The following is a 22,457-nucleotide window of genomic DNA, read 5'->3' as shown; positions in this document are numbered from 1 at the left end:
AAAAACTTTCGGGTGATTTGCAAATGAAAATGCTGAGCAAACATTTCATCTACGTCTCGACGAAGAGGTGGAAATGACTGAAATCAGCTCACTGCTTGCTGGTTGCAGTGCCATCGTTGCGCATCGACAAAGCAATGCGTTCAGCTGTGCCGATTGGAATTTCTCCGACCACCGTGACCATCATCTCACCCTCGGGCGTGGTGAGGCGGCGAGAAACGGCAACAGTCGGCCCCAACTGCGTGCGGGTATCGGTCACTGTTGCACCGTTCAACGGCTCAAGAAATACCGAAAAACGCGCCAGACCGTCGTCATACATCAGGCTGCTGACTTGAGTCTTGGTTTCCGGATCTTTGTGCGAGGTGCTGCTGGTTAGCACGAAACCCGGAGGGAGCCAGTCGGAATGCCAGACCTGAGCCGCCTTCACGGCAGAGGCCTTGTCACTATCAATAGTAACGGCCTTGCACTCGGCGCCAGCTTGAAGGTCTTTGTCCGACGGGACATCAGCGGTATCAAGACTGGTGAACTGGAAACGCTCGAGCAACTGCCCCTTGTCATTGAGCAGTAATGACTTAAGCGGCAGGGCGGTCTGTTTGTCCAGATGAAGCTCGAAACCATAGCGATGCTGGTCTCGCGGCGTCAGCGATACGATAACCGCATCACGCCCGGCCACGCGCGACTTGCCGATGACGGCAAGCTCATACCAATTTTTTAGCTTTTGGGGATCAAACGCACGAGCGGTCGAGTTGGAAGAGTCTCCCAACCCCGCAATCAGAGTGCCACTGACACATTGAGTATGCCCATCAATGCGCACCACTTCCTGCGCCGAGCCGTCCAGTTGAACAAGACGCTCGCGAACCTGACCGTTCTGGACACGATGCCAGATGTTATGGGTAGAAAAACTACCGTTACGCTCGTAAACGAAGGTGCCTTGAAAGCTTTGCTGCTGTTCGGCCTGGCCCAGACGGTTCAACCAGTCCTGGGCCTCATCAGCGTGGGCTGGAACAACGAACCAGCCACTGAGCAGAAGCGAAAGTAAAGGTATGGCGCGCATGATCCTCCTTAACGGTTTTCCATGCTTGCTGCACGCGCATAAGGCAAGGCGCTTTCAGTACCTTTCAGCGCAGCCTGCTGGGCATGCTGGCGGAGATAACCTGGCAGACGCTGATCATGCCAGCCTGGCTGACCTTGCAGAACGCCATTGGCCATCGGACCGGTGGTTTCCGAGCTTTCCTTATAGCCTGCCAGCACTGCCGGGCCTTTGGCTTGTGGCGCTACCAGCGAAGGCTGATTGGACTGCTGAGCCAACTCGACACCCGCGATTTCGTCCTGGTTGTACAGACGAACACCGGCCAGTACGGCAACGGTCACCGAAGCGGCAACGGCCAGACGACCGAGGTTACGCCATGGACCACGGGATACTTTGGCTGGAGCCGTTTCGTCTTCCAGCGCAGCAGAGACTGCCGCAGCGATGTCCAGACGCGGAAGCAGCAGGTCCTTGTGCATGGCTGCCCGGGCGATCTGGTAACGAGCCCAGGTCTCACGGGTTTCAACATCGTCCAGTGCATTGATCACTCGACGCAATTCCAATTCGTCCGCTTCGTTATCCATCACTGCGGACAGCGATTCCTGCAGGGCTTCACGACTCATGGCGTTCCTCTCTTGGCTGTCGCCGCTGTCTCAGTTTTCCTGCAACAACGGCTGCAGGGCTTTATCGATGGCCTCCCGAGCGCGGAAAATCCGGGAGCGCACGGTACCCACCGGACACTGCATGACGCTCGCAATGTCCTCGTAACTCAGACCATCGAATTCACGTAAAGTTAACGCCGTACGCAAATCCTCTGGCAGTTGCTGAATGGTTCGATGGACGGTGCCTTCGATCTCATCCCTCAGCAACGCGCGTTCCGGTGATTCGAGATCCTTGAGGCCATGATCGCCGTCGTAGAACTCTGCGTCTTCAGAACTTACATCGCTATCCGGCGGCCGGCGGCCGCGTGAAACCAGATAGTTTTTTGCCGTGTTGATGGCAATGCGGTAAAGCCACGTATAGAACGCGCTGTCTCCGCGAAAGTTTCCTAATGCTCGGTACGCCTTGATAAAGGCTTCCTGAGCCACATCCTGGGCTTCATGGGTGTCGTGCACGAAACGCACGATCAACCCGAGAATTTTGTGCTGATATTTCAGCACCAGCAGATCGAAAGCTCGCTTGTCGCCACGCTGAACGCGCTCGACCAGCTGCTGATCCTCTTCCTGGGTTAGCATGAACACTCCTCGATAAGCATGGAGGAGGCTTGCATAACTAAACGACCAGACTTGCAAACATAGACTCGGGCTTTTCGCAAAAGTTCTCCCCCTCCAGGCAAGTTTCCTGCGGGCTCTGATTTGGCACGCACGAAAAACGCAGCGCGGGATAAACCGGCTGCGCGAATAATCTTGTCATCGGTTCGCCGGCAAAAACCCAATCGCAGGTTCTGCATTGAAGCCGACACTGTCCCGTGTTTCTGGCAACTGTCTATTGATCTTGGGCCTCTGGCAAAAGTTCCAATTATTTATAGCCATGCTGGCGCGACATTGAACGACCGTGCGCTGAAAAAGCCTGTTTCATCCTCGATACAGTCGCCTTTTCCCAAAACGACCGAAAAAAACGTCCGACGAAACGTCAGGCTTTTGTCGTCACAGTAGTTTCACAATGCCATACAAGCCCGGCTATTGTGCCGCTCCACCCCTCTATATACTAGTGGGCTGTGTGGCTGTCTTGACTCGCCGATCCAGCTGTCTTGCGCCAACCCCGATCCGGGTCGCTTTGAGCGGAATCCTGAAATGAGCCAACAGTTTCAACACGATGTTCTGGTGATTGGCAGCGGCGCTGCCGGTTTGAGTCTCGCGCTGACCCTGCCGGGTCATTTGCGCATTGCCGTATTGAGCAAAGGTGATCTGGCCAACGGTTCGACCTATTGGGCCCAGGGCGGCGTCGCTGCCGTGCTGGACGATACCGATACTGTCGAATCCCACGTCGATGACACCCTGAACGCCGGCGGCGGTCTGTGCCATGAAGACGCGGTGCGTTTCACTGTCGAGCACAGTCGGGAAGCCATCCAGTGGTTGATCGACCAGGGCGTGCCGTTCACCCGCGACGAACAGTCCGGCACCGAAGACGGCGGCTTCGAATTCCACCTGACCCGCGAGGGCGGTCACAGTCATCGGCGCATCATCCACGCCGCCGACGCAACCGGCGCAGCGATTTTCACCACCCTGCTCGCCCAAGCCAGAGAGCGCAGCAATATAGAGCTGCTGGAACAACGGGTTGCCGTTGATCTGATCACCGAGCGTCGTCTGGGCCTGGACGGCGAGCGCTGCCTCGGTGCCTACGTGCTGAATCGCGCGACCGGCGAAGTCGATACCTACGGCGCGCGTTTCGTGATCCTCGCGTCCGGCGGCGCCGCCAAGGTTTACCTCTATACCAGCAACCCCGATGGCGCCTGCGGTGATGGCATTGCCATGGCTTGGCGCTCGGGCTGCCGGGTGGCAAACCTGGAATTCAACCAGTTCCACCCCACTTGCCTGTATCACCCACAAGCCAAGAGTTTCCTGATCACTGAAGCCTTGCGTGGCGAAGGTGCGCACCTGAAGCTGCCCAATGGCGAACGGTTCATGCCGCGTTTCGACAAACGTGCCGAACTGGCGCCACGCGACATCGTCGCCCGTGCCATCGACCATGAAATGAAGCGCCTGGGTGTCGACTGCGTCTATCTCGATATCAGCCACAAGCCCGAAGCCTTCATCAAAAGCCACTTCCCGACAGTTTATGAGCGCTGCCTGGGTTTCGGCATCGACATCACCAGGCAACCGATCCCGGTCGTACCCGCGGCGCACTACACCTGTGGTGGCGTGATGGTCGATCAACACGGTCGCACCGACGTGCCGGGGCTGTACGCCATTGGCGAAACCAGCTTCACGGGTTTGCACGGGGCCAATCGCATGGCCAGCAACTCGCTGCTCGAATGCTTCGTTTATGCCCGCTCGGCGGCAGCGGACATTCTTGCGCAACTGGATGCCGTCACCGCGCCAAACGCCCTGCCCGAGTGGGACGCCAGCCAGGTAACCGATTCCGACGAAGACGTGATCATCGCCCACAACTGGGATGAGCTGCGCCGCTTCATGTGGGACTACGTGGGGATCGTGCGCACCAACAAGCGCCTGCAACGGGCGCAGCACCGCGTGCGCCTGCTGCTGGACGAGATCGACGAGTTCTACAGCAACTATAAAGTCAGTCGCGACCTGATCGAGCTGCGCAATCTCGCGCAAGTCGCCGAGCTGATGATCTGCTCAGCCATGGAGCGCAAGGAAAGTCGCGGCCTGCATTACACACTCGACTATCCGAACCTGCTGCCCGAGGCGCTCGACACTATTCTGGTGCCGCCCACCTACGCCGGCTGAACTTGAGCCGCACTCGCAGGCGTCGGTGCACATCCGCCGCCTGCGAGTCTCGCGGTACGCAGATCGAACGCACCCGCCGCTCGCCGCGCAGACGAAAGCGCAGCACCACAATCAAGGGCAACGCCAGGCTGTCAGGGCACAGCTGTACGGCTTGCCACCCCACTGCCTGATTCCACAACTGCCAGCCATCGGCGTCGCGGCGTAATCGGCAAAAGGCCTGCGGATGCTTCAGCAGAATCTGCCGTGGCAGCACCCACGCGGCGTGCAGCAGACAGGCGAAAGCTCCGAGCAGACTGGCCCAGAGTGGAATCGACAGGAGAAACAACACGCCCAGTGCGAACGCCTGGGCCAACAGATACGCCGCCAGCAACTGCCGTGAGGCATGCCAGCGGCATTCGAAGGTGTTACTTGGGCTGAACACGGTCCAGGATCATCCGGACCATGCGCTGTAGTTCCGGGTCTTCGGATTCGCTGCGCTCCATGAACCAGCCGAACATGTCCTGGTCTTCACAGGTCAGCAGTCGGACATACAAGTCGCGATCGACCTGGTTGAGGTGCGGATAGACCTCCTGCACGAACGGCACCAGCAGCACGTCAAGTTCCAGCATGCCGCGGCGGCTGTGCCAGAAGAGGCGATTGAGTTCAACTTGTTCGACCATGGAGCCCTCCTCAAATAGGCGCGCAGTATACAGCCCCGGCGCGGGTCGCACAGTCGGCTTTGGTCGGGCACCACCGATCCTTTATCAACTACCCATTTCAACAACGCGCCCTTATGATGTGCCCCAGACTTTTTACCCTGCGATGAACCATGGCCGATTCTGCTTTTTTCTGCACCCTGTCTCATGAAGGCGTACTCGCGGTTCGCGGCGCGGATGCCGGCAAATTCCTGCAAGGCCAATTGACCTGCAACATCAATTACCTCAGCGACAGCCAGGCCAGCCTTGGCGCACGCTGTACGCAAAAAGGCCGGATGCAGTCAAGCTTCCGCATTCTGCTCGAAGGTGATGGCGTGCTGCTGGCGATGGCCAGCGAACTGCTGGAGCCGCAACTGGCAGATCTGAAAAAGTACGCCGTATTCTCCAAATCCAAGTTGACCGACGAAAGCGCCGCCTGGGTGCGTTTTGGCCTGGAACACGGCGACGCCGCATTGGCCAGCCTGGGTCTGGACCTGCCGCGCGAGACCGATGCCGTGGTGCGCAACGCAGGCCTGATCGCGATTCGCGTCTCGGCGGATCGCGCCGAGCTCTGGACACCGGCCGATCAAGCCAATGCCATCAAGGCCAAACTCGTCGCCGCCCTGCCGGAAGGCGAGCTGAACCAATGGCTGCTGGGGCAGATTCGCGCCGGGATCGGTCAGGTCATGCCGACCACCCGCGAGCTGTTCATCCCGCAGATGCTCAACCTGCAGGCCATCGGCGGCGTGAGTTTCAAGAAAGGTTGCTACACCGGACAGGAAATCGTCGCGCGCATGCAGTACCTGGGCAAGCTCAAGCGTCGCCTCTATCGCGTGCAACTGGACGCGAGCGAATTGCCAGAGCCGGGCACCCCGCTGTTCGCCCCAAGCCACAGCAGCGCCATCGGCGAAGTGGTGATTGCCGCCCGCGCCGCAGAAAAGATTGAACTGCTGGCGGTGTTGCAGGCCGAAGCTGCCGAAGCGGGTGATCTGCACCTGGGCACCCTCGAAGGGCCAGCCCTGCATTTGCTCGACCTGCCCTACGAACTGGATCGCGACCGCGAAATCCAGCGCTGATCGCAGCTTTTGTTGCAACACCCTAGAGAATCTACATGAGCGAGCTGGCGGATAAGGTCCAACAGGATTTGGTTGAGGCCATCGATAACGATGACCTGGTTCTGCCAACGTTACCGGAAGTGGCCCTGCAAATTCGCAAGGCCGCCGAAGATCCGGAGATCAGCGTCAGCGATCTGAGCAAAGTCATTGGCCGCGACACGGCGCTGTCGGCGCGCCTGATCAAAGTGGTCAACAGCCCGTTGCTGCGTGCGACCCAGGAAGTCACCGACCTGCACACCGCGATCACTCGGCTGGGGGTGAACTACAGCAGCAACCTGGCGATCGGGCTGGTGATGGAACAGATCTTCCACGCCCGCTCCGACGTGGTCGAACAGAAGATGCGCGAAGTCTGGCGCAAGAGCCTGGAAATCGCCGGCGTCAGCTATGCCCTGTGCCGCCGCCACACCCAACTCAAACCTGATCAGGCAGCGCTGGGCGGACTGGTGCATCAGATCGGCGTGCTGCCGATCCTGACTTACGCCGAAGATCACTACGAACTGCTGTCGGATCCGGTCAGCCTCAATCATGTGATCGACCACATTCACCCGCTGCTGGGCGACAAGCTGTTGCGGGTCTGGGAATTTCCCGAGCAACTGGTGGAGCTGCCTGGGCTGTACCTGGATTTCAAGCGCGACTCGGCACAGATCGATTACGTCGATCTGGTTCAGGTCGCGAGCCTGTACTGCCACAAAGACAGCGATCATCCGATTTCACGGATTGACCCGCTCAGTGTGCCGGCATTCAGAAAGCTTGGGATCGATCCGGAGAACGAACAATTGTGTGTAGATCTGGAAGAGTCGCGGACGATGTTTTACTGATACTCGTGGCGAGGGAGCTTCCTCCCTCGCCACAAAAGCCCTCTCGGCTGCTATCCGGCAATAAAACTCACCCGAACCTTCAAACCGGCCTGCTCGCCATCATGCAAGGTGATCTGCGCCAGATGCGCCCGGCAGATCTCTCCGACAATCGCCAGCCCCAACCCTGAACCCGCGACCTGCTGATTGCGCCGATAAAAGCGTTCAAACACCCGATCACGCTCCTCCAGCGGAATCCCCGGCCCGTCATCTTCAACCTCAAGCACCGCCGGTGCCGCGACCCGCAGAATCACGTTGCCGCCCGGTGGCGTATGCGCCAGGGCGTTGTCCACCAGATTGCTCAACAGTTCATTGAGCAACGTCGGCTCGCCGCGCAGCCATACCGGTTCATCCGCCTCCAGCGCCAGTGCGACGCCGCGCGCGTGGGCCAGAGGCGCCATGGCCATGCCCAGTTCGCGGGCCAACTGACTCAGATCCAATAATTGCGCGCCGCCCTCGGCAATCGCCCGGGCACCGTTTTCCACCCGTGCCAGCGACAGCAGTTGATTGGCCAGATGGGTCAGGCGATCGGTGCTTTGCGCCGATGACTCCAGGGTTGTGCGCCAGGTTTCCGGCTCGCTGGAACGCAGCCCCAACTCCAGCCGCGCCTTCAACGCCGCCAGTGGCGTGCGCAGTTCGTGAGCGGCATCGGCGATGAACTGCGCCTGCCGCTCGAACTGTCCACGTAGACGCTCGGTGAAGTGATTGAGCGCGCGCACCAGCGGCCACAATTCATGTTGCACCTCCACCAGCGGCAGCGGCCGCAAATCATCGGGCTGGCGCTCCTCCACCGCCGTGCGCAGACGCTCCAGCGGGCGCAGCGCAGCACTCACCGCGAACCACACCAGCAACAACGCGCCGATGGCGAGCATGCCCAGACGCAACAGCGTATCGGCCGCCAGACTGCGCGCCATGGCGACGCGCGCCTCATCGGTTTCGGCGACGCGGATTTCCGCCATGCCGTTCATGTTCGGTTCGGTGACCGCTTTGAGCAGGCTGACCACACGCACGTTCTGCCCGCGATAGGTCGCGTTGTAAAAGCGCGCGAGCGCCGGGTAATCGTCGGTTCTTGGCGTACCGGGTGGCGGCCCGGGCAGGTTTTCGTAGCCGGAAATCAGCTTCTGGTGGATGTCGTTGACCTGGTAATAGATCCGCCCGGCACTGTCGTAGGCGAAAGTATCGAGGGCCACGTAGGGCACGTCGGCGCTGAGCGTGCCGTCGCGCTGCGAGAGGCCGGCGGCGATGGTTCGCGCCGAGGCCAGCAGGGTTCGGTCGTAAGCCGTGTCGGCGGCTTCGCGACCATTCCAGTACGCGCTCAGACCACTGGCGAGCATCAACACCACCAGCAGCAACGCGAGGTTCCACAGCAACCGCCAGCGCAGGCTGCTGGGCTTATGCATCGCGGCTTTCCAGCAGGTAACCGAGGCCACGGAAAGTCACGATCGCCACAGGCTGGCCGTCGAGTTTCTTGCGCAGGCGATGCACGTAGATTTCGATGGCGTCGGGGCTGGCTTCTTCGTCGAGACCGAACACTTGCGCGGCGAGTTGCTCCTTGCTCATCACCCGTCCCGGGCGGGCGATCAATGCTTCGAGCACGGCCTGTTCGCGAGAGGTCAGGGTCAGCAATTCTTCGCCAAGGCTGAAACGTCGGGTGTCGAGATCATAGGCCAGCACGCCGCAACGCTGCTGGCGTTCGCCGCCGAGCACACTGCGTCGCAGCAGGGCTTTGACCCGCGCTTCGAGCTCGCTCAGTTCGAACGGTTTGGCGAGGTAATCGTCAGCGCCGAGATTCAAGCCGTGTACACGGTCCTTCACATCGCTGCGCGCCGTCAGCATCAACACCGGCAGATTCTTGCCACGTGCGCGCAGACGCGCCAGCACCTCGAAACCGTCCATGCGCGGCAGGCCGACATCGAGGATTGCCATCGCGTACTCCTCGCTGCCCAGCGCCAGGTCGGCGGCCACGCCATCGTGCAACACGTCCACAGTCAGACCGGTGCTCTTGAGCGCCTGGGCGACGCTTTCGGCCAGCTGCAAATGGTCTTCGACGAGCAGAACACGCATGGATCCTTACCTCATTCAGGGATGGCCGACGCCATTCTTTGCCGCGGAGTTTACAGCCGCAACCGCCACTGTGAAGCCCGAAAACCGCGAAATCCAGCTGAAAGGTTAGCGAAAGGTTAGGCCGTTAGAGTCCGGTCACGGACAGTTTCGACTGCCGTCGCTGCTGCCACACAGCGCTACGAAAAACGCCACGAAGCGTTTTCGACCAATAAGAACAATAAACGGAGTACACCGCGCATGCCGTCCTTGCAGACCAGGGCTTTCACGCCCGCTCGCCCTTTGCGTTTCAGCCACACCGCCCTCGCCAGTGCCGCCGCCCTCGCCGGTTTTTCACCGCTGAGCTACGCCGACTTCATCAAAGACAGTTCCGCCACCTTCGAAACCCGCAACATGTACTTCAACCGCGACTTTCGCGACGGCACCAGTGCCCAGCAAAGCAAGCGGGATGAATGGGCCCAAGGGTTCATGCTCAACCTGCAATCGGGTTACACCGACGGCACCGTGGGGTTCGGTGTCGATGCGCTGGGCATGTTGGGGGTCAAACTTGATTCGAGTCCGGATCGCACCGGCACCGGCCTGCTGCCGACCCACGATGACGGGCGCGCCGCTGACGAATATTCCAAGGTCGGCCTGACCGGCAAAGTGAAAATCTCTGCCACCGAACTGAAAATCGGCAGCCTGATGCCTGAATTGCCGATCCTCAAACCGAACGACGGGCGCATCCTGCCGCAGACCTTCGAGGGCGGTTTGCTGACCTCCAAAGAGATCAAGAACCTGACCTTCACCGGCGGGCGTCTGGAGAAAGCCAAGGATCGCGACAGCACCGATTTCGAGGACATTGCCCTCAATAACAAGAACAGCCGTTTCGCTGGCACCGTGGCCGGCAAGCATTTCGATTTTGCCGGCGTGGACTACAAGTTCACCGACAAGATCACCGGCAGCTACCATTTCGCCCAACTCGACGAAGTCTACAACCAGCATTTCTTCGGCCTGGTCGCCTCGCGGCCGATGGGCCCGGGCACATTCGCAACCGACCTGCGTTTTGCGGTCAGTGACGATCAGGGCGCGGCCCGTGGTGGCGAGATCGACAACCGCTCGCTCAATGGCCTGGTCAGCTATGCCCTGAGCGGCCACAAGTTCACCGCCGGTTATCAGCACATGTCCGGCGACAGCGCCTTCCCGTATGTCGATGGCAGCGACCCGTACCTGGTCAACTTCGTGCAGATCAACGACTTCGCCGGCGCCGAGGAACGCTCCTGGCAGGCGCGTTACGACTTCGACTTTGCGCGCCTCGGCATCCCCGGCCTGTCGTTCATGAGTCGTTACCTGAGCGGTGACAACATCAAGCTCAAGAACGGCGATGAAGGCAAAGAGTGGGAGCGCAACACCGAGATCAAATATGTAGTACAAAGCGGCGCCTTGAAGGACGTTGCCGTACGCCTGCGTAATGCCACCTACCGTTCCAACTACTCCGCTCGCGATGCCGATGAAGTGCGTCTGCTGGTGAGCTATAGCGTTGCCCTTTGGTAATTGATTGAAATGCTGCGGGTTGGAAGATCAAAAGATCGCAGCCTGCGGCAGCTCCTGCAAAAAGCCCTACAACAAGAAGACCGTGGAGAAACCAATGAACTTATCACTGCGTAAAGTTGCTCTGGCCGCTGGCGTCATGCTGTTCGCCGGCCAACTGATGGCCGAACCGAAGCGCCCGGAATGCATCGCCCCGGCCTCCCCCGGCGGCGGTTTCGACCTGACCTGCAAACTGGCGCAGAGCGCGCTGGTCAATGAAAAACTGCTGACCAAGCCGATGCGTGTGACCTACATGCCCGGCGGTGTCGGCGCGGTGGCGTACAACGCGGTCGTCGCTCAGCGTCCGGCCGATGCGGGCACGCTGGTGGCGTGGTCCAGCGGTTCGCTGCTGAACCTGGCGCAAGGCAAGTTCGGTCGTTTCGACGAGACCAATGTGCGCTGGCTCGCGGCCGTCGGCACCAGCTACGGCGCCATCGCGGTGAAAAGCGATTCGCCCTACAAGACCCTCGACGATCTAGTCAAAGCCTTGAAGAAAGATCCGAGCTCGGTGGTCATCGGCTCCGGCGGCACCGTCGGCAGCCAGGACTGGATGCAAACCGCCCTGATCGCCAAGGCTGCCGGGATCAACCCGCGTGACCTGCGTTATGTCGCCCTCGAAGGTGGCGGCGAAATTGCCACCGCGCTGCTTGGCGGGCACATCCAGGTCGGCAGCACCGACATTTCCGACTCCATGCCGCACATCCAGAGCGGTGACATGCGCCTGTTGGCAGTATTCGCCGACAAACGCCTCGACGAGCCGGAAATGAAAGACATCCCGACCGCCCGCGAGCAGGGTTACGACATCGTCTGGCCAGTGGTTCGCGGTTTCTACCTCGGGCCAAAAGTCAGCGACGAAGACTACGCCTGGTGGAAAGACGCTTTTGACAAACTGCTGGCCTCGGACGATTTCGCCAAGCTGCGCGATCAGCGTGAACTGTTCCCGTTCGCCATGACCGGCCCGGAGCTGGACACCTACGTGAAGAAGCAGGTGGCGGATTACAAGGTGCTGGCCAAAGAGTTCGGCCTGATTCAGTGATCGTCTCTTTCTAGCGGCTGCGGCCTCGTGCATCGAGGCCTCGGCACAGGAGTTCCCCATGCTCTTACAACGCATTTTCGCCTCGGTGCTGTTGCTGGCCTGCGTCGGCCTGGCGCTGATGGCGTGGCCGTATCAAGCGGCTTTTTCTTATGAACCGGTCGGCCCGCGTGCCTTTCCCTTGCTGATGCTCGGCCTGATGGGCCTGGCGCTGCTGTACATGGTGTTCCGCCCGGCCCCCATCAAACACAGCGCGGACGAACCGCCGCTGGATCGCGAAACCCTGATCAAGATCGGCATCTGCGTCGTCCTGCTGCTGGTGTTCGCCGGCACATTTGAATCGCTGGGTTTCATCATCGCCAGCGTCATCACCGGCATCCCGATGGCACGCCTGTACGGCGGTCGCTGGTTGCCCAGCGTGGCGATCATCAGCCTGATGGCCATCGGTCTTTACCTGCTGTTCGACCGTTTGATGGACGTTCCGCTGCCCCTTGGCCTGCTCAGCGTTCTGGAGAACTGATATGGATACTCTTGGCTATTTGGGTCAGGGTTTTGGCGTTGCGCTGAGCCCCTACAACCTGGTGACCGCGCTGTGCGGCACACTGATCGGCACTGTTGTCGGCCTGTTGCCGGGCCTGGGTCCGATCAACGGTGTGGCACTGCTGATCCCGATCGCATTCGCCCTCGGCCTGCCGCCGGAGTCGGCGCTGATTCTGTTGGCGGCAGTGTATCTGGGCTGCGAATACGGCGGGCGGATCAGCTCGATCCTGCTGAACATTCCAGGCGAAGCCTCCACCGTGATGACCACTCTCGACGGTTACCCGATGGCCCGCAAAGGTCTGGCCGGTGTGGCGCTGTCGCTGTCGGCATGGAGCTCATTCATCGGTGCATTCATTGCCACCTGCGGCATGGTGCTGTTCGCCCCGCTGCTGGCGAAATGGGCGATTGCCTTCGGCCCGGCGGAATACTTCGTACTGATGGTGTTCGCGATTGTCTGCCTTGGCGGCATGGCCGGTGATCGTCCGCTGAAGACGTTTATCGCGGCGCTGATCGGCCTGTTCCTGTCGACCGTGGGCATCGACGCCAACAGCGGTGTGTACCGTTTCACTGGCGACAACATTCACCTGACCGACGGCATTCAGTTCGTGGTGCTGGTGCTGGGCCTGTTTTCCATCAGCGAAATTCTCCTGCTGCTGGAAAAAACCCACCACGGCCAGGAAGCGGTGAAAGCCACCGGCCGGATGATGTTCAACTTCAAGGAGGCGGCTTCGGTATTCGTGGTCAACGTCCGCTGCGGCGTGCTGGGTTTCATCATGGGCGTGTTGCCGGGTGCCGGCGCGACCCTCGCCAGTGCCGTGGCCTACATGACCGAGAAACGCATCGCCGGCACCAGCGGCAAGTTTGGTGAAGGTGATGCCCGAGGCCTCGCCGCGCCGGAAACGGCTATTGGCGGTGCGGCCTGCGGTGCGCTGGTGCCGATGCTGACCCTCGGTGTTCCCGGCTCGGGCACCACGGCGGTGATGATCGGCGCCCTGTCGCTGTACAACATCACTCCGGGGCCGCTGCTGTTCCAACAGCAACCGGACATCGTCTGGGGCCTGATCGCTTCGTTGTTCATCGCCAACGTCATGCTGGTGATCCTCAACATCCCGATGATCCGCATCTTCACCCGCATCCTCGCCGTGCCGAACTGGGCGTTGGTGCCCGTCATCGCCATCATCACCGGGATTGGCGTGTATGCCGTGCATGCCACCACGTTCGACCTGTTCCTGATGATCGGTATCGGCATCTTCGGCTACATCCTGCGCAAGCTGGACTTCCCGCTGTCGCCGCTGTTGCTGGGCTTCATTCTTGGCGAACTGATGGAGCAGAACCTGCGTCGCGCCCTGTCGATCTCCAACGGTGCGCTGGAAATCCTCTGGTCGAGCCCGATCACGCTCGGCGTCTGGGTACTGACAGGGATCATGCTGCTGATGCCGATCATCCGCATCTGGCGCAAACGTGCGGCAGCGCAACGCGCCATCGCCGATGTCTGATCGCACGTCCCTCAGAAGCTGGTGGGCCACCCCGCTGGTCGGTCTGCTTGGCGGTTTTATCGCCAGCCAGATCGGCTGGCCACTACCGTGGATGGTCGGCTCGTTGCTGGCGATCATCCTGGTGCGCTGCCTGACCCCGTGGCAACTTACTGAAATCCCCGGCGGGCGCAAATGCGGCCAATGGATTGTCGGCATCGGCATCGGCCTGCACTTCACCCCGCTGGTGATGGAGCAGGTGCTGAGTCATTTCGGTTTGATCTTCTTCGGTGCGCTGGTCACCAGCCTGTCGGCGGTGGTCGGCGTGTGGCTGATGCGCCGCACCGGCGAAGATCGCGCCACGGCGTTTTTCTCGAGCATGCCCGGCGGCTCCGGGGAGATGGTCAATCTCGGCGCGCGCAATGGTGCGTTGCTCAGCCATGTCGCGGCCGGGCAGAGTCTGCGGGTGCTGGTGGTGGTGCTGTGCGTGCCGGCTGCGTTCAAGTATCTGCTGGGCGACGGCACGCCAATTTCCCACGCCGGCAACGTCGATTGGCGTTGGCTGGCGATTCTGTTTCCCACAGGCGCCCTGCTCGCCTGGCTCTGGCAGCGTTTGCGTCAACCCAATCCGTGGCTGTTCGGCCCGTTGCTGGTCAGTGCCACGGTGAGCATTGCCTGGGATTTGCACATTGGCCTGCCGGACGGAGGCAGCCAGATCGGCCAGTGGCTGATCGGCAGCGGACTGGGCTGTCACTTCAATCGGCAGTTCTTCCGGCGCGCGCCGTCATTCATGGGGCGTACGTTGATCGGCACGGCGTTGACCATGTTGATCGCCACCCTGGCGGCACTGGGCTTGAGTGCGCTGACCCATCTGGATCTGCGTTCGCTGACGTTGGGCATGATGCCCGGCGGCATTGCCGAAATGAGTCTGACGGCGGAAACCCTGCAACTGTCGGTGCCGCTGGTGACGGCGATGCAAGTGATGCGGCTGTTGTTTGTGCTGTTTCTGGCGGAGCCGTTGTTCAAGTATTGGAATCGTAATCCCGAGTGATACCGAGTCGACTTCATCGCCGGCGAGCCAGCTCCCACAGGATTGTGGGTGGCACAAATCGTGTGTACACCCCTGAAACCTTGTGGGAGCTGGCTTGCCAGCGATAGGGCCCGCCCATTCAACCCATCAAATCGGCGGCAGACGCCACTCAATTGGCGCTTCACCATTCTGCTCAAGAAACTTGTTGGTCCGGCTGAAATGCCCACAGCCCAGGAAGCCACGATACGCCGATAACGGCGACGGGTGCACCGAGGTCAGTACCAGGTGCTTGGTCGCATCAATCAGCTTCTGTTTGCTCTGCGCATGCGCGCCCCACAGCATGAACACCAGGTGCGGCTGGCGTTCGCTGACCAGTTCGATGATCCGGTCGGTGAAGAACTGCCAGCCCTTGTCCTTGTGCGCGTTGGCATTGGCGCGCTCGACGGTCATGGTAGTGTTGAGCATCAACACGCCCTGATCGGCCCAGCTCTGCAGGTAGCCGTGATTGGGGATGTCGATGTTCAGGTCGCGCTTCAACTCCTTGTAGATGTTGACCAGCGATGGCGGCGCCGGCACGCCCGGCTGCACCGAGAAGCACAAGCCATGGGCTTGGCCCGGGCCGTGGTACGGGTCCTGGCCGAGGATCACCACTTTGACTTTATCCAGCGGCGTCGAATTCAGCGCGTTGAAAATCAGCGGTCCCGGCGGATAGATCTCCTTGCCGGCCGCCCGCTCCTGCTGCAGAAAATTGCGCAACTCTGCCATGTAAGGCTGGTCGAATTCAGCACGCAATGCCTCCTTCCAGCTCGGTTCGAGTTTGATACGGTCGTCAGCAGTCATGGTCATACCCGGCAAAAACAATGGGGCGAACCCTAGGAAAGCCGACCACGCTTGTCAATTGATCTGACGCAGATCCGGCACTTTCCCACACAGCGATCATACTGATCGTTCAAATTCCCGATCGAGGTCACGATGAATCTGCACTTCGAAGAACTCACCGGCAGCGACGGCGCCCGCCTCGGGATCGCCAGCCTGGATGCTGAAAAGTCGCTCAACGCGCTGTCCCTGCCGATGATCAACGCCCTGAGCGACAAACTGAACGCCTGGGCCAAGGATCCACAAATCGTCTGCGTGCTATTGCGCGGCAATGGCGTCAAGGCATTCTGCGCTGGCGGCGAAGTACGCAGCCTGGTGGAAGCCTGCCGCGCCCATCCCGGCGAAGTGCCGCCACTGGCCGCGCAGTTTTTCGCCGCCGAATACCGCCTGGACTACAGCCTGCACACCTACCCCAAACCGCTGATCTGCTGGGGCCACGGTTACGTGCTCGGCGGCGGCATGGGCCTGTTGCAAGGCGCCAGTACGCGGATCGTCACGCCGAGCAGTCGCCTGGCGATGCCGGAGATCACCATCGGTCTGTATCCGGACGTCGGGGCCAGTTGGTTTCTCTCCCGGTTGCCGGGCAAGCTCGGCTTGTTCCTCGGTCTGACCGGTGCGCACATGAACGGGCGTGATGCGATCGATCTGGATCTGGCCGACCGCTTTCTGCTTGAAGAGCAGCAACCGCAACTGATCGAAGGCCTGCTGCAACTCAACTGGCAGGAGCAAACCGACATGCAACTCAACAGTCTGCTCAAAGCCCTGCAACAGGAAGCCGTCGGGCAGATGCCCGAGGCGCAGTGGTTGCCGCGCCGCCAGCAGATCGACGAACTGCTCGACGTCAGCAACGTCACCTGCGCCTGGAAAGCCATCAGCCTGCAACGCGACAGCAACGACCCGCTGATCGCCCGCGCCGCGAAAACCCTGAGCGAAGGCTCGCCGCTGACCGCGCATCTGGTCTGGGAACAGATCCTCCGCGCCCGCTACCTGTCACTGGCGGAAGTCTTTCAGATGGAATACACCCTGAGCCTCAATTGCTGCCGGCATCCGGAGTTCAGCGAAGGGGTTCGCGCGCGACTGATCGACAAGGATCAGAAGCCGCACTGGCATTGGCCGGACATCAATAACGTCCCGGAGGCGGTGGTCGAGGCGCATTTTCACAAGGTGTGGGAAGGTCGGCATCCGTTGGCGGATCTGTCGCAGTATTAATTGGCAACTGCCCGCGATAGCCCCGCTTGTCGCCTGTCGCGGGCGAGCTTTAACTGACCTTATTAAACCTAACTATTCAACTCGTAAAACTTTACTATTTCCGCAATAGCGATTGACGATTCCTCGTTATTCTTAATCAAGATATCCTCCACATCCCTTAACGGAGGAAGAGGATGCAAACGTTCAGCAATTTCAGTGGCAGTATAGTCCTGAGTCGCTTTACCTCCGCTTCTAACTCTTATATAGCCGATGGCGCTTTCCCCTCCAGAAAAATGATTGGAAACCCGCACCTTCGGTGAAACACCGTAATTCACAACGATTACCAGATCATCACCTTCGCGGTGGAATTTCAATTGCCCGATATTCAAGTCAACATCTGAAAAATCGATTCCATCAATACCGCCGCCCGAGTTATCAATCACGTCCCTGCCAAGACCATCATATTTATATACATCATCGCCCGCACCGCCGGACAACGTGTCATTACCTGGGCCACCCAGCAGCACATCCTCGCCAGAGCTACCCGTTAGCAAATCATTACCGTGACCGCCCACCAATGGCAGCATTTGAGCATCTCGAAGAGATTGGGCGGTAGTTGCATCATCAATGACGACGGCATTGTGGTAAGTATCCGGGGCAGGGCCCAGTTGACTAGACTCCAGAAGAGTCTTAAGGCTGATGCTTGTGCCGTCGGCAAACCTTATGACTTCGATCCCGGAGCCCTGGAGATCCCCTGCATTGGGTAAAACGATACGAACCTGCTGAGTCCCCCATTTAATATCGAGGGTCGAATAGAGCATCTTCGCCCGAGGTGGATAGCGATAGTTGTCACGTGACGGATTGGGGGCCAATTCTATATTGACTGTTTCAATCAACGCCGCCCCCCAACTTAATTGCAGCTCGTCCAGCCTTGCCCCGTCTGGAAGAATGACAACATCTTGATCGATCAGCCCATACTCGTCTTTCCACCCCGTCACACCCACTTCCGGGCGGTGAAAAACAGGACTCAGTACATCCGCAATAATGGTCGTTGCGCCAGCGTGTGCTTGGACAGTGTAGGTGTCGGCACCATTTTCACCGTAGAGCCAATCAATCCCTGAACCGCTGATTAAATAATCGGCCCCCTCGGATCCGAGCAGCGTATCGTTGCCTGCCCCAGCCGATAAAACAGCACCAGGAATCCGGTCATTCACTGAGCCATAGTCAAGCAGTGAGCGTGCATAAGTGACTATCAGGTCATCACCCTTACCCCCATGAAAGGTATTTCCGACTTCCAGGTTCACTCGTCCGCCGCCGGCGTCACCTTGCACAGTCTTGTGCTTGATGGTTTCGGTCTTTACATCTCGGCGAAATTCTTTACGAACAGTTTCGCCAGCGTTGAAGCTTGCTGCAGGATAGATGTGCCAACCTTCGATAGTCCCTGACTTGTTTCTATCCTCTACCAGCACGTCTCCTGCTTTAAACGAAAACCCGCCACCCGAACCAGATCGATAATATTGAGGTTTGTGGTTCGATGGGTTTGCTGCCCCCTCAGCCTTTGTATTTTTGAAATAGGAGTGGGATGCAGAGCTCGCCTTCCTGTCGCTGTACACAGCTCTGCCAGATGGAGCGTTCATCCACTGCGGGGTGTCAGACAAGGATCCGTTTTCGATGCTTTCATCAATCAAGTCGGTATAAGTGATGTAACCCGTATCAGTCGTGACAATCTGATTTCTGACCCAGACACCTTGATCATTGAGGGTGAAACCCGTGGCTTGCCTGTTTTTCGAACGCCTTCCTTGAATTTCCCCGAGGAATTTTTCCACCCCTTCAATGCCATTGCCCGATTCCGCCTCATTTCCTTCGCTCGAAACATCAATGGCTGACAGGACGGGAACGCTTGCGATACCGCTGTCTTCACCCGTGTCTTCTGTTTCTTCTATGTCTGCCTTGTCCACCACTTCCATTACCGGCGGTTCCATCACAACTACCGGAGCAAGCATTTTCTTGATGACATCCTGGTAGCTCAAGACCACTCCATCACTGAAACTGAAAGTTGAGTCTCGCCACGTCTCGTGATTTTTTATCAGAACGGCGTCACCTACTCCGTTAGCCAGCCGCAATACCAAACCCATTTCAATATCGATAATTTCAACTTTCAGATTATCCGCAAAAAAACCGGCTCCAAACTTCATGACATTGTTGCCACCGGCGTCTACAACTACATCAAGCCCATCACCGGCTCCGAAATAGTAAATATCATCCCCGTCCCTCGCTTCCAGGTAGTCGTTACCGGCTCCGCCCTCAAACACATTATTTCCTGAGTCACCGCGCAGGTAGTCCACACCCTCCCCGCCAAATAACGTGTCGTTTCCACCGCCGCCCAGCAACGTGTCATTGCCTGAACCACCGTCCAGATAATCTGCACCCTGTTCGCCTTCAGGCGTCTGCTCGTAGTCGCCAGACATCAAGTCATCGTCAGCACCGCCGTAAAGCGTGTCGGCGCCCAAGCCCCCCCAAAGGGTGTCGTTTCCGGCATCGCCTCGAACGAGGTCATCGTTGGTGCCGCCGGATGGCAGGTTTGGCTGGTCGCCATCCAGAGCATCAGCGCCCGGCCCGCCTATGAGTGTGTCGGAGCCACCCAAGCCTTGAAGCGTGTCGTCACCCATACCGCCATCAAGGAAATCATCACCGTGGTGGCGAATCGGATGGTCGTAGTAATCGCCAACCAGCTCGTCATTTCCTGCCCCACCAAACAGCAAATCATCAGCACCGCCGCCCCAAAGGGTGTCATCGCCCGCACCACCGTCCAGAAAGTCACGTCCGAAGAAATGGCTAGCGTCACCCGCCACACCATCCAATACCTCGTCATCCCCCTTCAGGACATCATTGCCGGGGCCGCCATACAAGACGTCGCTACCGCCGTTGCCAGCGAGAGCGTCGTCGCCACTGCCTCCCTCCAGCAGATCGTTGCCATGGTGCTTGCTTTGGAGTCCTCCGCCCCAATCAAGGTTGTCTCCGAACAATGTGTCATTGCCACTGCCACCCGTCAGGGTGTCATCGCCTCCGTCGCCGCCCAGCTGATCATCTTCAGTTCCGCCATCCAACACGTCCTCGCCCCAACCGCCCGTGAGAACATCTCTCCCGCCTTGGCCGTACAGAACGTCGTTGCCTCCTTCCAATGCATCTGTCACGGAGGATTTGTCGAAGGTGGTGCGCAAGCTGATGACGCCTTGGGCAAGAACGGCTTCATGTCGTTTATATTTCCAGTTTTGCTCCAGTACCCCAGTCGTATCGTCGCCGTGCAAGAAGTCATCACCCGCCCCCCCAGCCAGTGTGTCTCGACCGTTGCCACCGAGCAGCACGTCTCCAGAGGCAGTCCCCACCAGCAGATCATCGCCCTGCCCACCATCCAGCCAATCGCCACGACCGACCTTCCCCTTGGCGACACCATCAGCCAGAGCTTTTTCCAGGGTTGACTGTTTGTCTCCAAACAATCGATCGTTTCCAGCTTGTCCGAACAGTCGATCGGAGCCGCCAAGCCCAAGGAGGACGTCGTCTTTGGGCGATCCGTAAAGTGCGTCGGCCTTATTCCTCTGTTTTACATTTGGCAACAGCACAACGTTACCCAAGTCATCGTAGGAAAGCTGATCACCGGGAACATTGGGGTCCGTATCGGCGGCTCTCCAGTCACCCTGGATAACCAGATCGGGTGTTGAAAAGGTGTGGCCATCGAAGTCCGGGAGCTGAATACCCAGCATTCCCGGCCTGTAGTGCTTGATTACGATCAGATCGCTCTGGCCGTAGCGGATGTTCAGTGTGTTTTCCATGAGTTCTTCAATGAGCGTCAACGTTATGAATCGGTCTTGCGTGAACCATGTGTTGCTCAGAAGAGCACTGCGTTTGACGGCGGGAATCGGACGGTCATTTATCAATAACTGCCCATCAGCATTTGCATCGAAAATTTCATCGATTCCATCACCACTGTAAAACGTGTATCGGTCATTACCCTCGCCACCGGTCAGAGAATCGTTACCCTTGCCGCCGATCAAAACATCATCACCCGCCATCCCGTATAGCGCGTCATTGCCGTCGCCACCGCTTATCCAGTCGTTACCGCGAGCACCTTCGATAACGTCATTACCTGCCAGTCCACTGATCGAGTCATTGCCCGCACCGCCATACAGATGATCGGCATTTGTCGCGCCACCGAAAGATCGCCCTCCGTCGTCACCGAACATCACCAGTGGGTTGGATACGCCAGTGGTCATGGACGCCTGTTTGCCCGATGCGATATCCGTGAAAGAAAATTTCTGCAGTGTGTTTTCTCCGAACGAACCATGGGTTCTGGATATCAACCGGGCCAACATGTCTGCACGATCCAAAATCCACTGTTCGGTAATAAAGCCTTTGCCAGTTGCTGGGTCATAAAGCTCCAGTTCGCGACCCGGGAAACCGTCCTCTCGCTCCATGACTATTTCACTGAGCTGTTTCAGGGAATTGCGCAAAGCCATACCAAGCGGCGTGTCCTGAATGGCGAGGCGTGCCCATCCTGTGGCGCTGCCATATTCGCCAATGGTTTTGGTAACAATGCTTTGGGATTGCGTCGGGGCAAACCCTGAGAAAAATGTGTAGGCGTTGGCCGCGAACGTTTGATCGGTTGTAGGCGTGGTATCAGAGCCGCCGTCGTATGTTCGTCTGAACATGTCAAAAAATGCATTTTTGCCATATCGCAATATCAGATCAACGATGGGAGAAATGGGTGTGCCTTTCACCACATACTGGATTAATGGGTTGGTGTTTCCACTGGCCATTGCAATTTTTATTTGCTCGGGCACTACGGAAAACACGCTCTCAAGCACATTGAGGCCAAAGTTATTGACCGCCGCGCGAAGGCCGACACTGTATGAGTCAATGGCAAATAGAATATTCTTGAAATCATCGAGTCTATTAACTTTAGCCAGTTCATGATTACCTTTGATTTCTGAACTGGGGTCGCCTGCGGAAATCAGTCTCCAGGTTTCATACGGGGGTTTGCCACCTAACAGGCTGAAACCGATGGTTCCAGACCAACCTGCATTACGGCTTGTAGCGGTATCGTCCGTTCCAATATCATCAAATAAAACCCGTCCAATAGCACTCGCATCGATGGCGGCAATCTGGCTTATTGAAGGTACGGTCCATGGAGCCAAATCATACTCAACTGATCCATTAGCCAGAGTATTCATGAAATTTACAGCGACCTGATTAGAGGACTTCTGCATTTCCGAATCAGTAAACCTTTTACTTGATCTAAGCTCTCCTTGGCGCATGGTATAGGCACGAATCAAAGCAGAGTAAGCACCCTGCCCACCATTGGCATCAATTGCCACATCAAGCCAAAGCCTCGCGCTTTTCAAAACATCAACCACATCTTTTTCGGAGAAAATATCCTCAGAAATTTTTTCGCCAATGATTTTGGATAAAACCCGATAAAAATTAGCACAATTTCGCCCCTGCTCCGCAGAGGCTTTATACCTTTGAGCATCCTGATCAAACCACATCCCCTCAGAAATACTAGCAGCCTGTAGCACCATTGACTTTTGTAAGTCATCAAAAACATAACTCATAG

18 protein-coding genes are annotated in these 22,457 nt (G+C 58.4%); 9 read left to right on the top strand and 9 right to left on the bottom strand.

Annotated elements, in window-relative coordinates; translation table 11 throughout:
• Positions 1–88: 88 nt before the first annotated feature.
• The 3 genes from ACTJKS_RS16045 to rpoE are packed head-to-tail and all read right to left on the bottom strand — an operon-like array spanning position 89 to position 2,259.
• A complete protein-coding gene (locus ACTJKS_RS16045) occupies positions 89–1,051 on the bottom strand; it encodes a MucB/RseB C-terminal domain-containing protein (protein WP_198758615.1) in 963 nt (320 codons plus the stop codon).
• 8 nt (positions 1,052–1,059) lie between these two features.
• Positions 1,060–1,647, bottom strand: a complete 588-nt coding sequence (locus ACTJKS_RS16040; RefSeq protein WP_041070379.1) for a sigma-E factor negative regulatory protein — start codon at positions 1,645–1,647, stop codon at positions 1,060–1,062.
• Between the two features lie 30 nt (positions 1,648–1,677).
• Positions 1,678–2,259, bottom strand: a complete 582-nt coding sequence (gene rpoE, locus ACTJKS_RS16035; protein ID WP_003172477.1) for an RNA polymerase sigma factor RpoE — start codon at positions 2,257–2,259, stop codon at positions 1,678–1,680.
• Between the two features lie 558 nt (positions 2,260–2,817).
• Between rpoE and nadB the strand changes: the two genes are divergently transcribed.
• Positions 2,818–4,434, top strand: coding sequence for an L-aspartate oxidase (gene nadB, locus ACTJKS_RS16030; protein ID WP_086792017.1), 1,617 nt, complete (start codon positions 2,818–2,820; stop codon positions 4,432–4,434).
• Here the strand turns inward: nadB and ACTJKS_RS16025 are convergent.
• Both ACTJKS_RS16025 and ACTJKS_RS16020 read right to left on the bottom strand, forming a co-directional pair.
• A complete protein-coding gene (locus ACTJKS_RS16025) occupies positions 4,403–4,855 on the bottom strand; it encodes a protein YgfX (RefSeq protein WP_108181944.1) in 453 nt (150 codons plus the stop codon). The two genes, nadB and ACTJKS_RS16025, sit on opposite strands and share 32 nt — an antisense overlap.
• Positions 4,839–5,093: an FAD assembly factor SdhE gene (locus ACTJKS_RS16020; protein WP_007963266.1), complete on the bottom strand. Its 255-nt coding sequence runs from the start codon at positions 5,091–5,093 to the stop codon at positions 4,839–4,841. Before ACTJKS_RS16020 ends, ACTJKS_RS16025 begins: the two co-directional genes overlap by 17 nt.
• Before the next feature lie 149 nt (positions 5,094–5,242).
• On the opposite strand from ACTJKS_RS16020, the gene ygfZ reads away from it, so the two are divergent.
• Both ygfZ and ACTJKS_RS16010 read left to right on the top strand, forming a co-directional pair.
• Positions 5,243–6,184 (top strand): CAF17-like 4Fe-4S cluster assembly/insertion protein YgfZ, encoded by a 942-nt coding sequence (gene ygfZ / locus ACTJKS_RS16015; RefSeq protein WP_262948900.1) that lies wholly within the window; start codon positions 5,243–5,245, stop codon positions 6,182–6,184.
• A 35-nt stretch (positions 6,185–6,219) separates the two neighbouring features.
• Positions 6,220–7,041: an HDOD domain-containing protein gene (locus ACTJKS_RS16010; protein WP_262948902.1), complete on the top strand. Its 822-nt coding sequence runs from the start codon at positions 6,220–6,222 to the stop codon at positions 7,039–7,041.
• 50 nt (positions 7,042–7,091) lie between these two features.
• On the opposite strand, the gene ACTJKS_RS16005 is transcribed toward ACTJKS_RS16010, so the two are convergent.
• Together ACTJKS_RS16005 and ACTJKS_RS16000 are read right to left on the bottom strand one after the other, a co-directional pair.
• Positions 7,092–8,477 carry a sensor histidine kinase gene (locus ACTJKS_RS16005; RefSeq protein ID WP_086792025.1) on the bottom strand — a complete coding sequence of 462 codons (1,386 nt, stop codon included), beginning with the start codon at positions 8,475–8,477 and terminating at the stop codon, positions 7,092–7,094.
• Positions 8,470–9,141, bottom strand: coding sequence for a response regulator (locus ACTJKS_RS16000; protein ID WP_041070394.1), 672 nt, complete (start codon positions 9,139–9,141; stop codon positions 8,470–8,472). Before ACTJKS_RS16000 ends, ACTJKS_RS16005 begins: the two co-directional genes overlap by 8 nt.
• A gap of 237 nt (positions 9,142–9,378) precedes the next feature.
• Between ACTJKS_RS16000 and ACTJKS_RS15995 the strand changes: the two genes are divergently transcribed.
• The 5 genes from ACTJKS_RS15995 to ACTJKS_RS15975 all read left to right on the top strand — a co-directional run bounded on the left by ACTJKS_RS15995 (position 9,379) and on the right by ACTJKS_RS15975 (position 14,803).
• Positions 9,379–10,671: an OprD family porin gene (locus tag ACTJKS_RS15995; RefSeq protein WP_108181942.1), complete on the top strand. Its 1,293-nt coding sequence runs from the start codon at positions 9,379–9,381 to the stop codon at positions 10,669–10,671.
• Positions 10,672–10,765: 94 nt separating this feature from the next.
• Positions 10,766–11,743 carry a Bug family tripartite tricarboxylate transporter substrate binding protein gene (locus ACTJKS_RS15990; RefSeq protein WP_041070529.1) on the top strand — a complete coding sequence of 326 codons (978 nt, stop codon included), beginning with the start codon at positions 10,766–10,768 and terminating at the stop codon, positions 11,741–11,743.
• Positions 11,744–11,801: 58 nt separating this feature from the next.
• Positions 11,802–12,260: a tripartite tricarboxylate transporter TctB family protein gene (locus tag ACTJKS_RS15985; RefSeq protein WP_041070398.1), complete on the top strand. Its 459-nt coding sequence runs from the start codon at positions 11,802–11,804 to the stop codon at positions 12,258–12,260.
• Position 12,261: 1 nt separating this feature from the next.
• Complete coding sequence (locus tag ACTJKS_RS15980; RefSeq protein WP_041070400.1) at positions 12,262–13,776, top strand: tripartite tricarboxylate transporter permease; 1,515 nt, start codon at positions 12,262–12,264, stop codon at positions 13,774–13,776.
• The gene (locus ACTJKS_RS15975; protein WP_108181941.1) at positions 13,769–14,803 is read left to right on the top strand and encodes an AbrB family transcriptional regulator; all 1,035 of its coding nucleotides are present in this window, start codon (positions 13,769–13,771) and stop codon (positions 14,801–14,803) included. Before ACTJKS_RS15980 ends, ACTJKS_RS15975 begins: the two co-directional genes overlap by 8 nt.
• Before the next feature lie 126 nt (positions 14,804–14,929).
• Here ACTJKS_RS15975 and ung read toward each other — a convergent pair whose 3' ends face one another.
• Positions 14,930–15,622 (bottom strand): uracil-DNA glycosylase, encoded by a 693-nt coding sequence (gene ung / locus ACTJKS_RS15970; protein WP_108184367.1) that lies wholly within the window; start codon positions 15,620–15,622, stop codon positions 14,930–14,932.
• 132 nt (positions 15,623–15,754) lie between these two features.
• On the opposite strand from ung, the gene ACTJKS_RS15965 reads away from it, so the two are divergent.
• Positions 15,755–16,867 carry an enoyl-CoA hydratase/isomerase family protein gene (locus ACTJKS_RS15965; protein WP_198758608.1) on the top strand — a complete coding sequence of 371 codons (1,113 nt, stop codon included), beginning with the start codon at positions 15,755–15,757 and terminating at the stop codon, positions 16,865–16,867.
• A 68-nt stretch (positions 16,868–16,935) separates the two neighbouring features.
• Here ACTJKS_RS15965 and ACTJKS_RS15960 read toward each other — a convergent pair whose 3' ends face one another.
• Complete coding sequence (locus tag ACTJKS_RS15960) at positions 16,936–22,455, bottom strand: calcium-binding protein (RefSeq protein WP_262948909.1); 5,520 nt, start codon at positions 22,453–22,455, stop codon at positions 16,936–16,938.
• Positions 22,456–22,457: the final 2 nt, after the last annotated feature.

This window comes from Pseudomonas sp. 22189 (genome assembly GCF_052045635.1).
In the GTDB taxonomy this organism is placed as follows: domain Bacteria; phylum Pseudomonadota; class Gammaproteobacteria; order Pseudomonadales; family Pseudomonadaceae; genus Aquipseudomonas; species Aquipseudomonas parakoreensis.
The sequence above is the reverse complement of the archived record's forward strand: the minus strand, read 5'-3'. Positions and strand labels throughout refer to the sequence as shown.

Coding starts and splice junctions, on each gene's coding strand:
- ygfZ (WP_262948900.1), top strand. CDS start 5,243: ATGGCCGATTCTGCTTTTTTCTGCACCCTGTCTCATGAAGGCGTACTC.
- ACTJKS_RS15995 (WP_108181942.1), top strand. CDS start 9,379: ATGCCGTCCTTGCAGACCAGGGCTTTCACGCCCGCTCGCCCTTTGCGT.
- ACTJKS_RS15960 (WP_262948909.1), bottom strand. CDS start 22,455: ATGAGTTATGTTTTTGATGACTTACAAAAGTCAATGGTGCTACAGGCT.
- ACTJKS_RS15975 (WP_108181941.1), top strand. CDS start 13,769: ATGTCTGATCGCACGTCCCTCAGAAGCTGGTGGGCCACCCCGCTGGTC.
- nadB (WP_086792017.1), top strand. CDS start 2,818: ATGAGCCAACAGTTTCAACACGATGTTCTGGTGATTGGCAGCGGCGCT.
- ACTJKS_RS15965 (WP_198758608.1), top strand. CDS start 15,755: ATGAATCTGCACTTCGAAGAACTCACCGGCAGCGACGGCGCCCGCCTC.
- ACTJKS_RS15990 (WP_041070529.1), top strand. CDS start 10,766: ATGAACTTATCACTGCGTAAAGTTGCTCTGGCCGCTGGCGTCATGCTG.
- ACTJKS_RS16040 (WP_041070379.1), bottom strand. CDS start 1,647: ATGAGTCGTGAAGCCCTGCAGGAATCGCTGTCCGCAGTGATGGATAAC.
- rpoE (WP_003172477.1), bottom strand. CDS start 2,259: ATGCTAACCCAGGAAGAGGATCAGCAGCTGGTCGAGCGCGTTCAGCGT.
- ACTJKS_RS16010 (WP_262948902.1), top strand. CDS start 6,220: ATGAGCGAGCTGGCGGATAAGGTCCAACAGGATTTGGTTGAGGCCATC.
- ACTJKS_RS15985 (WP_041070398.1), top strand. CDS start 11,802: ATGCTCTTACAACGCATTTTCGCCTCGGTGCTGTTGCTGGCCTGCGTC.
- ACTJKS_RS15980 (WP_041070400.1), top strand. CDS start 12,262: ATGGATACTCTTGGCTATTTGGGTCAGGGTTTTGGCGTTGCGCTGAGC.
- ACTJKS_RS16045 (WP_198758615.1), bottom strand. CDS start 1,051: ATGCGCGCCATACCTTTACTTTCGCTTCTGCTCAGTGGCTGGTTCGTT.
- ACTJKS_RS16020 (WP_007963266.1), bottom strand. CDS start 5,093: ATGGTCGAACAAGTTGAACTCAATCGCCTCTTCTGGCACAGCCGCCGC.
- ung (WP_108184367.1), bottom strand. CDS start 15,622: ATGACTGCTGACGACCGTATCAAACTCGAACCGAGCTGGAAGGAGGCA.
- ACTJKS_RS16005 (WP_086792025.1), bottom strand. CDS start 8,477: ATGCATAAGCCCAGCAGCCTGCGCTGGCGGTTGCTGTGGAACCTCGCG.
- ACTJKS_RS16000 (WP_041070394.1), bottom strand. CDS start 9,141: ATGCGTGTTCTGCTCGTCGAAGACCATTTGCAGCTGGCCGAAAGCGTC.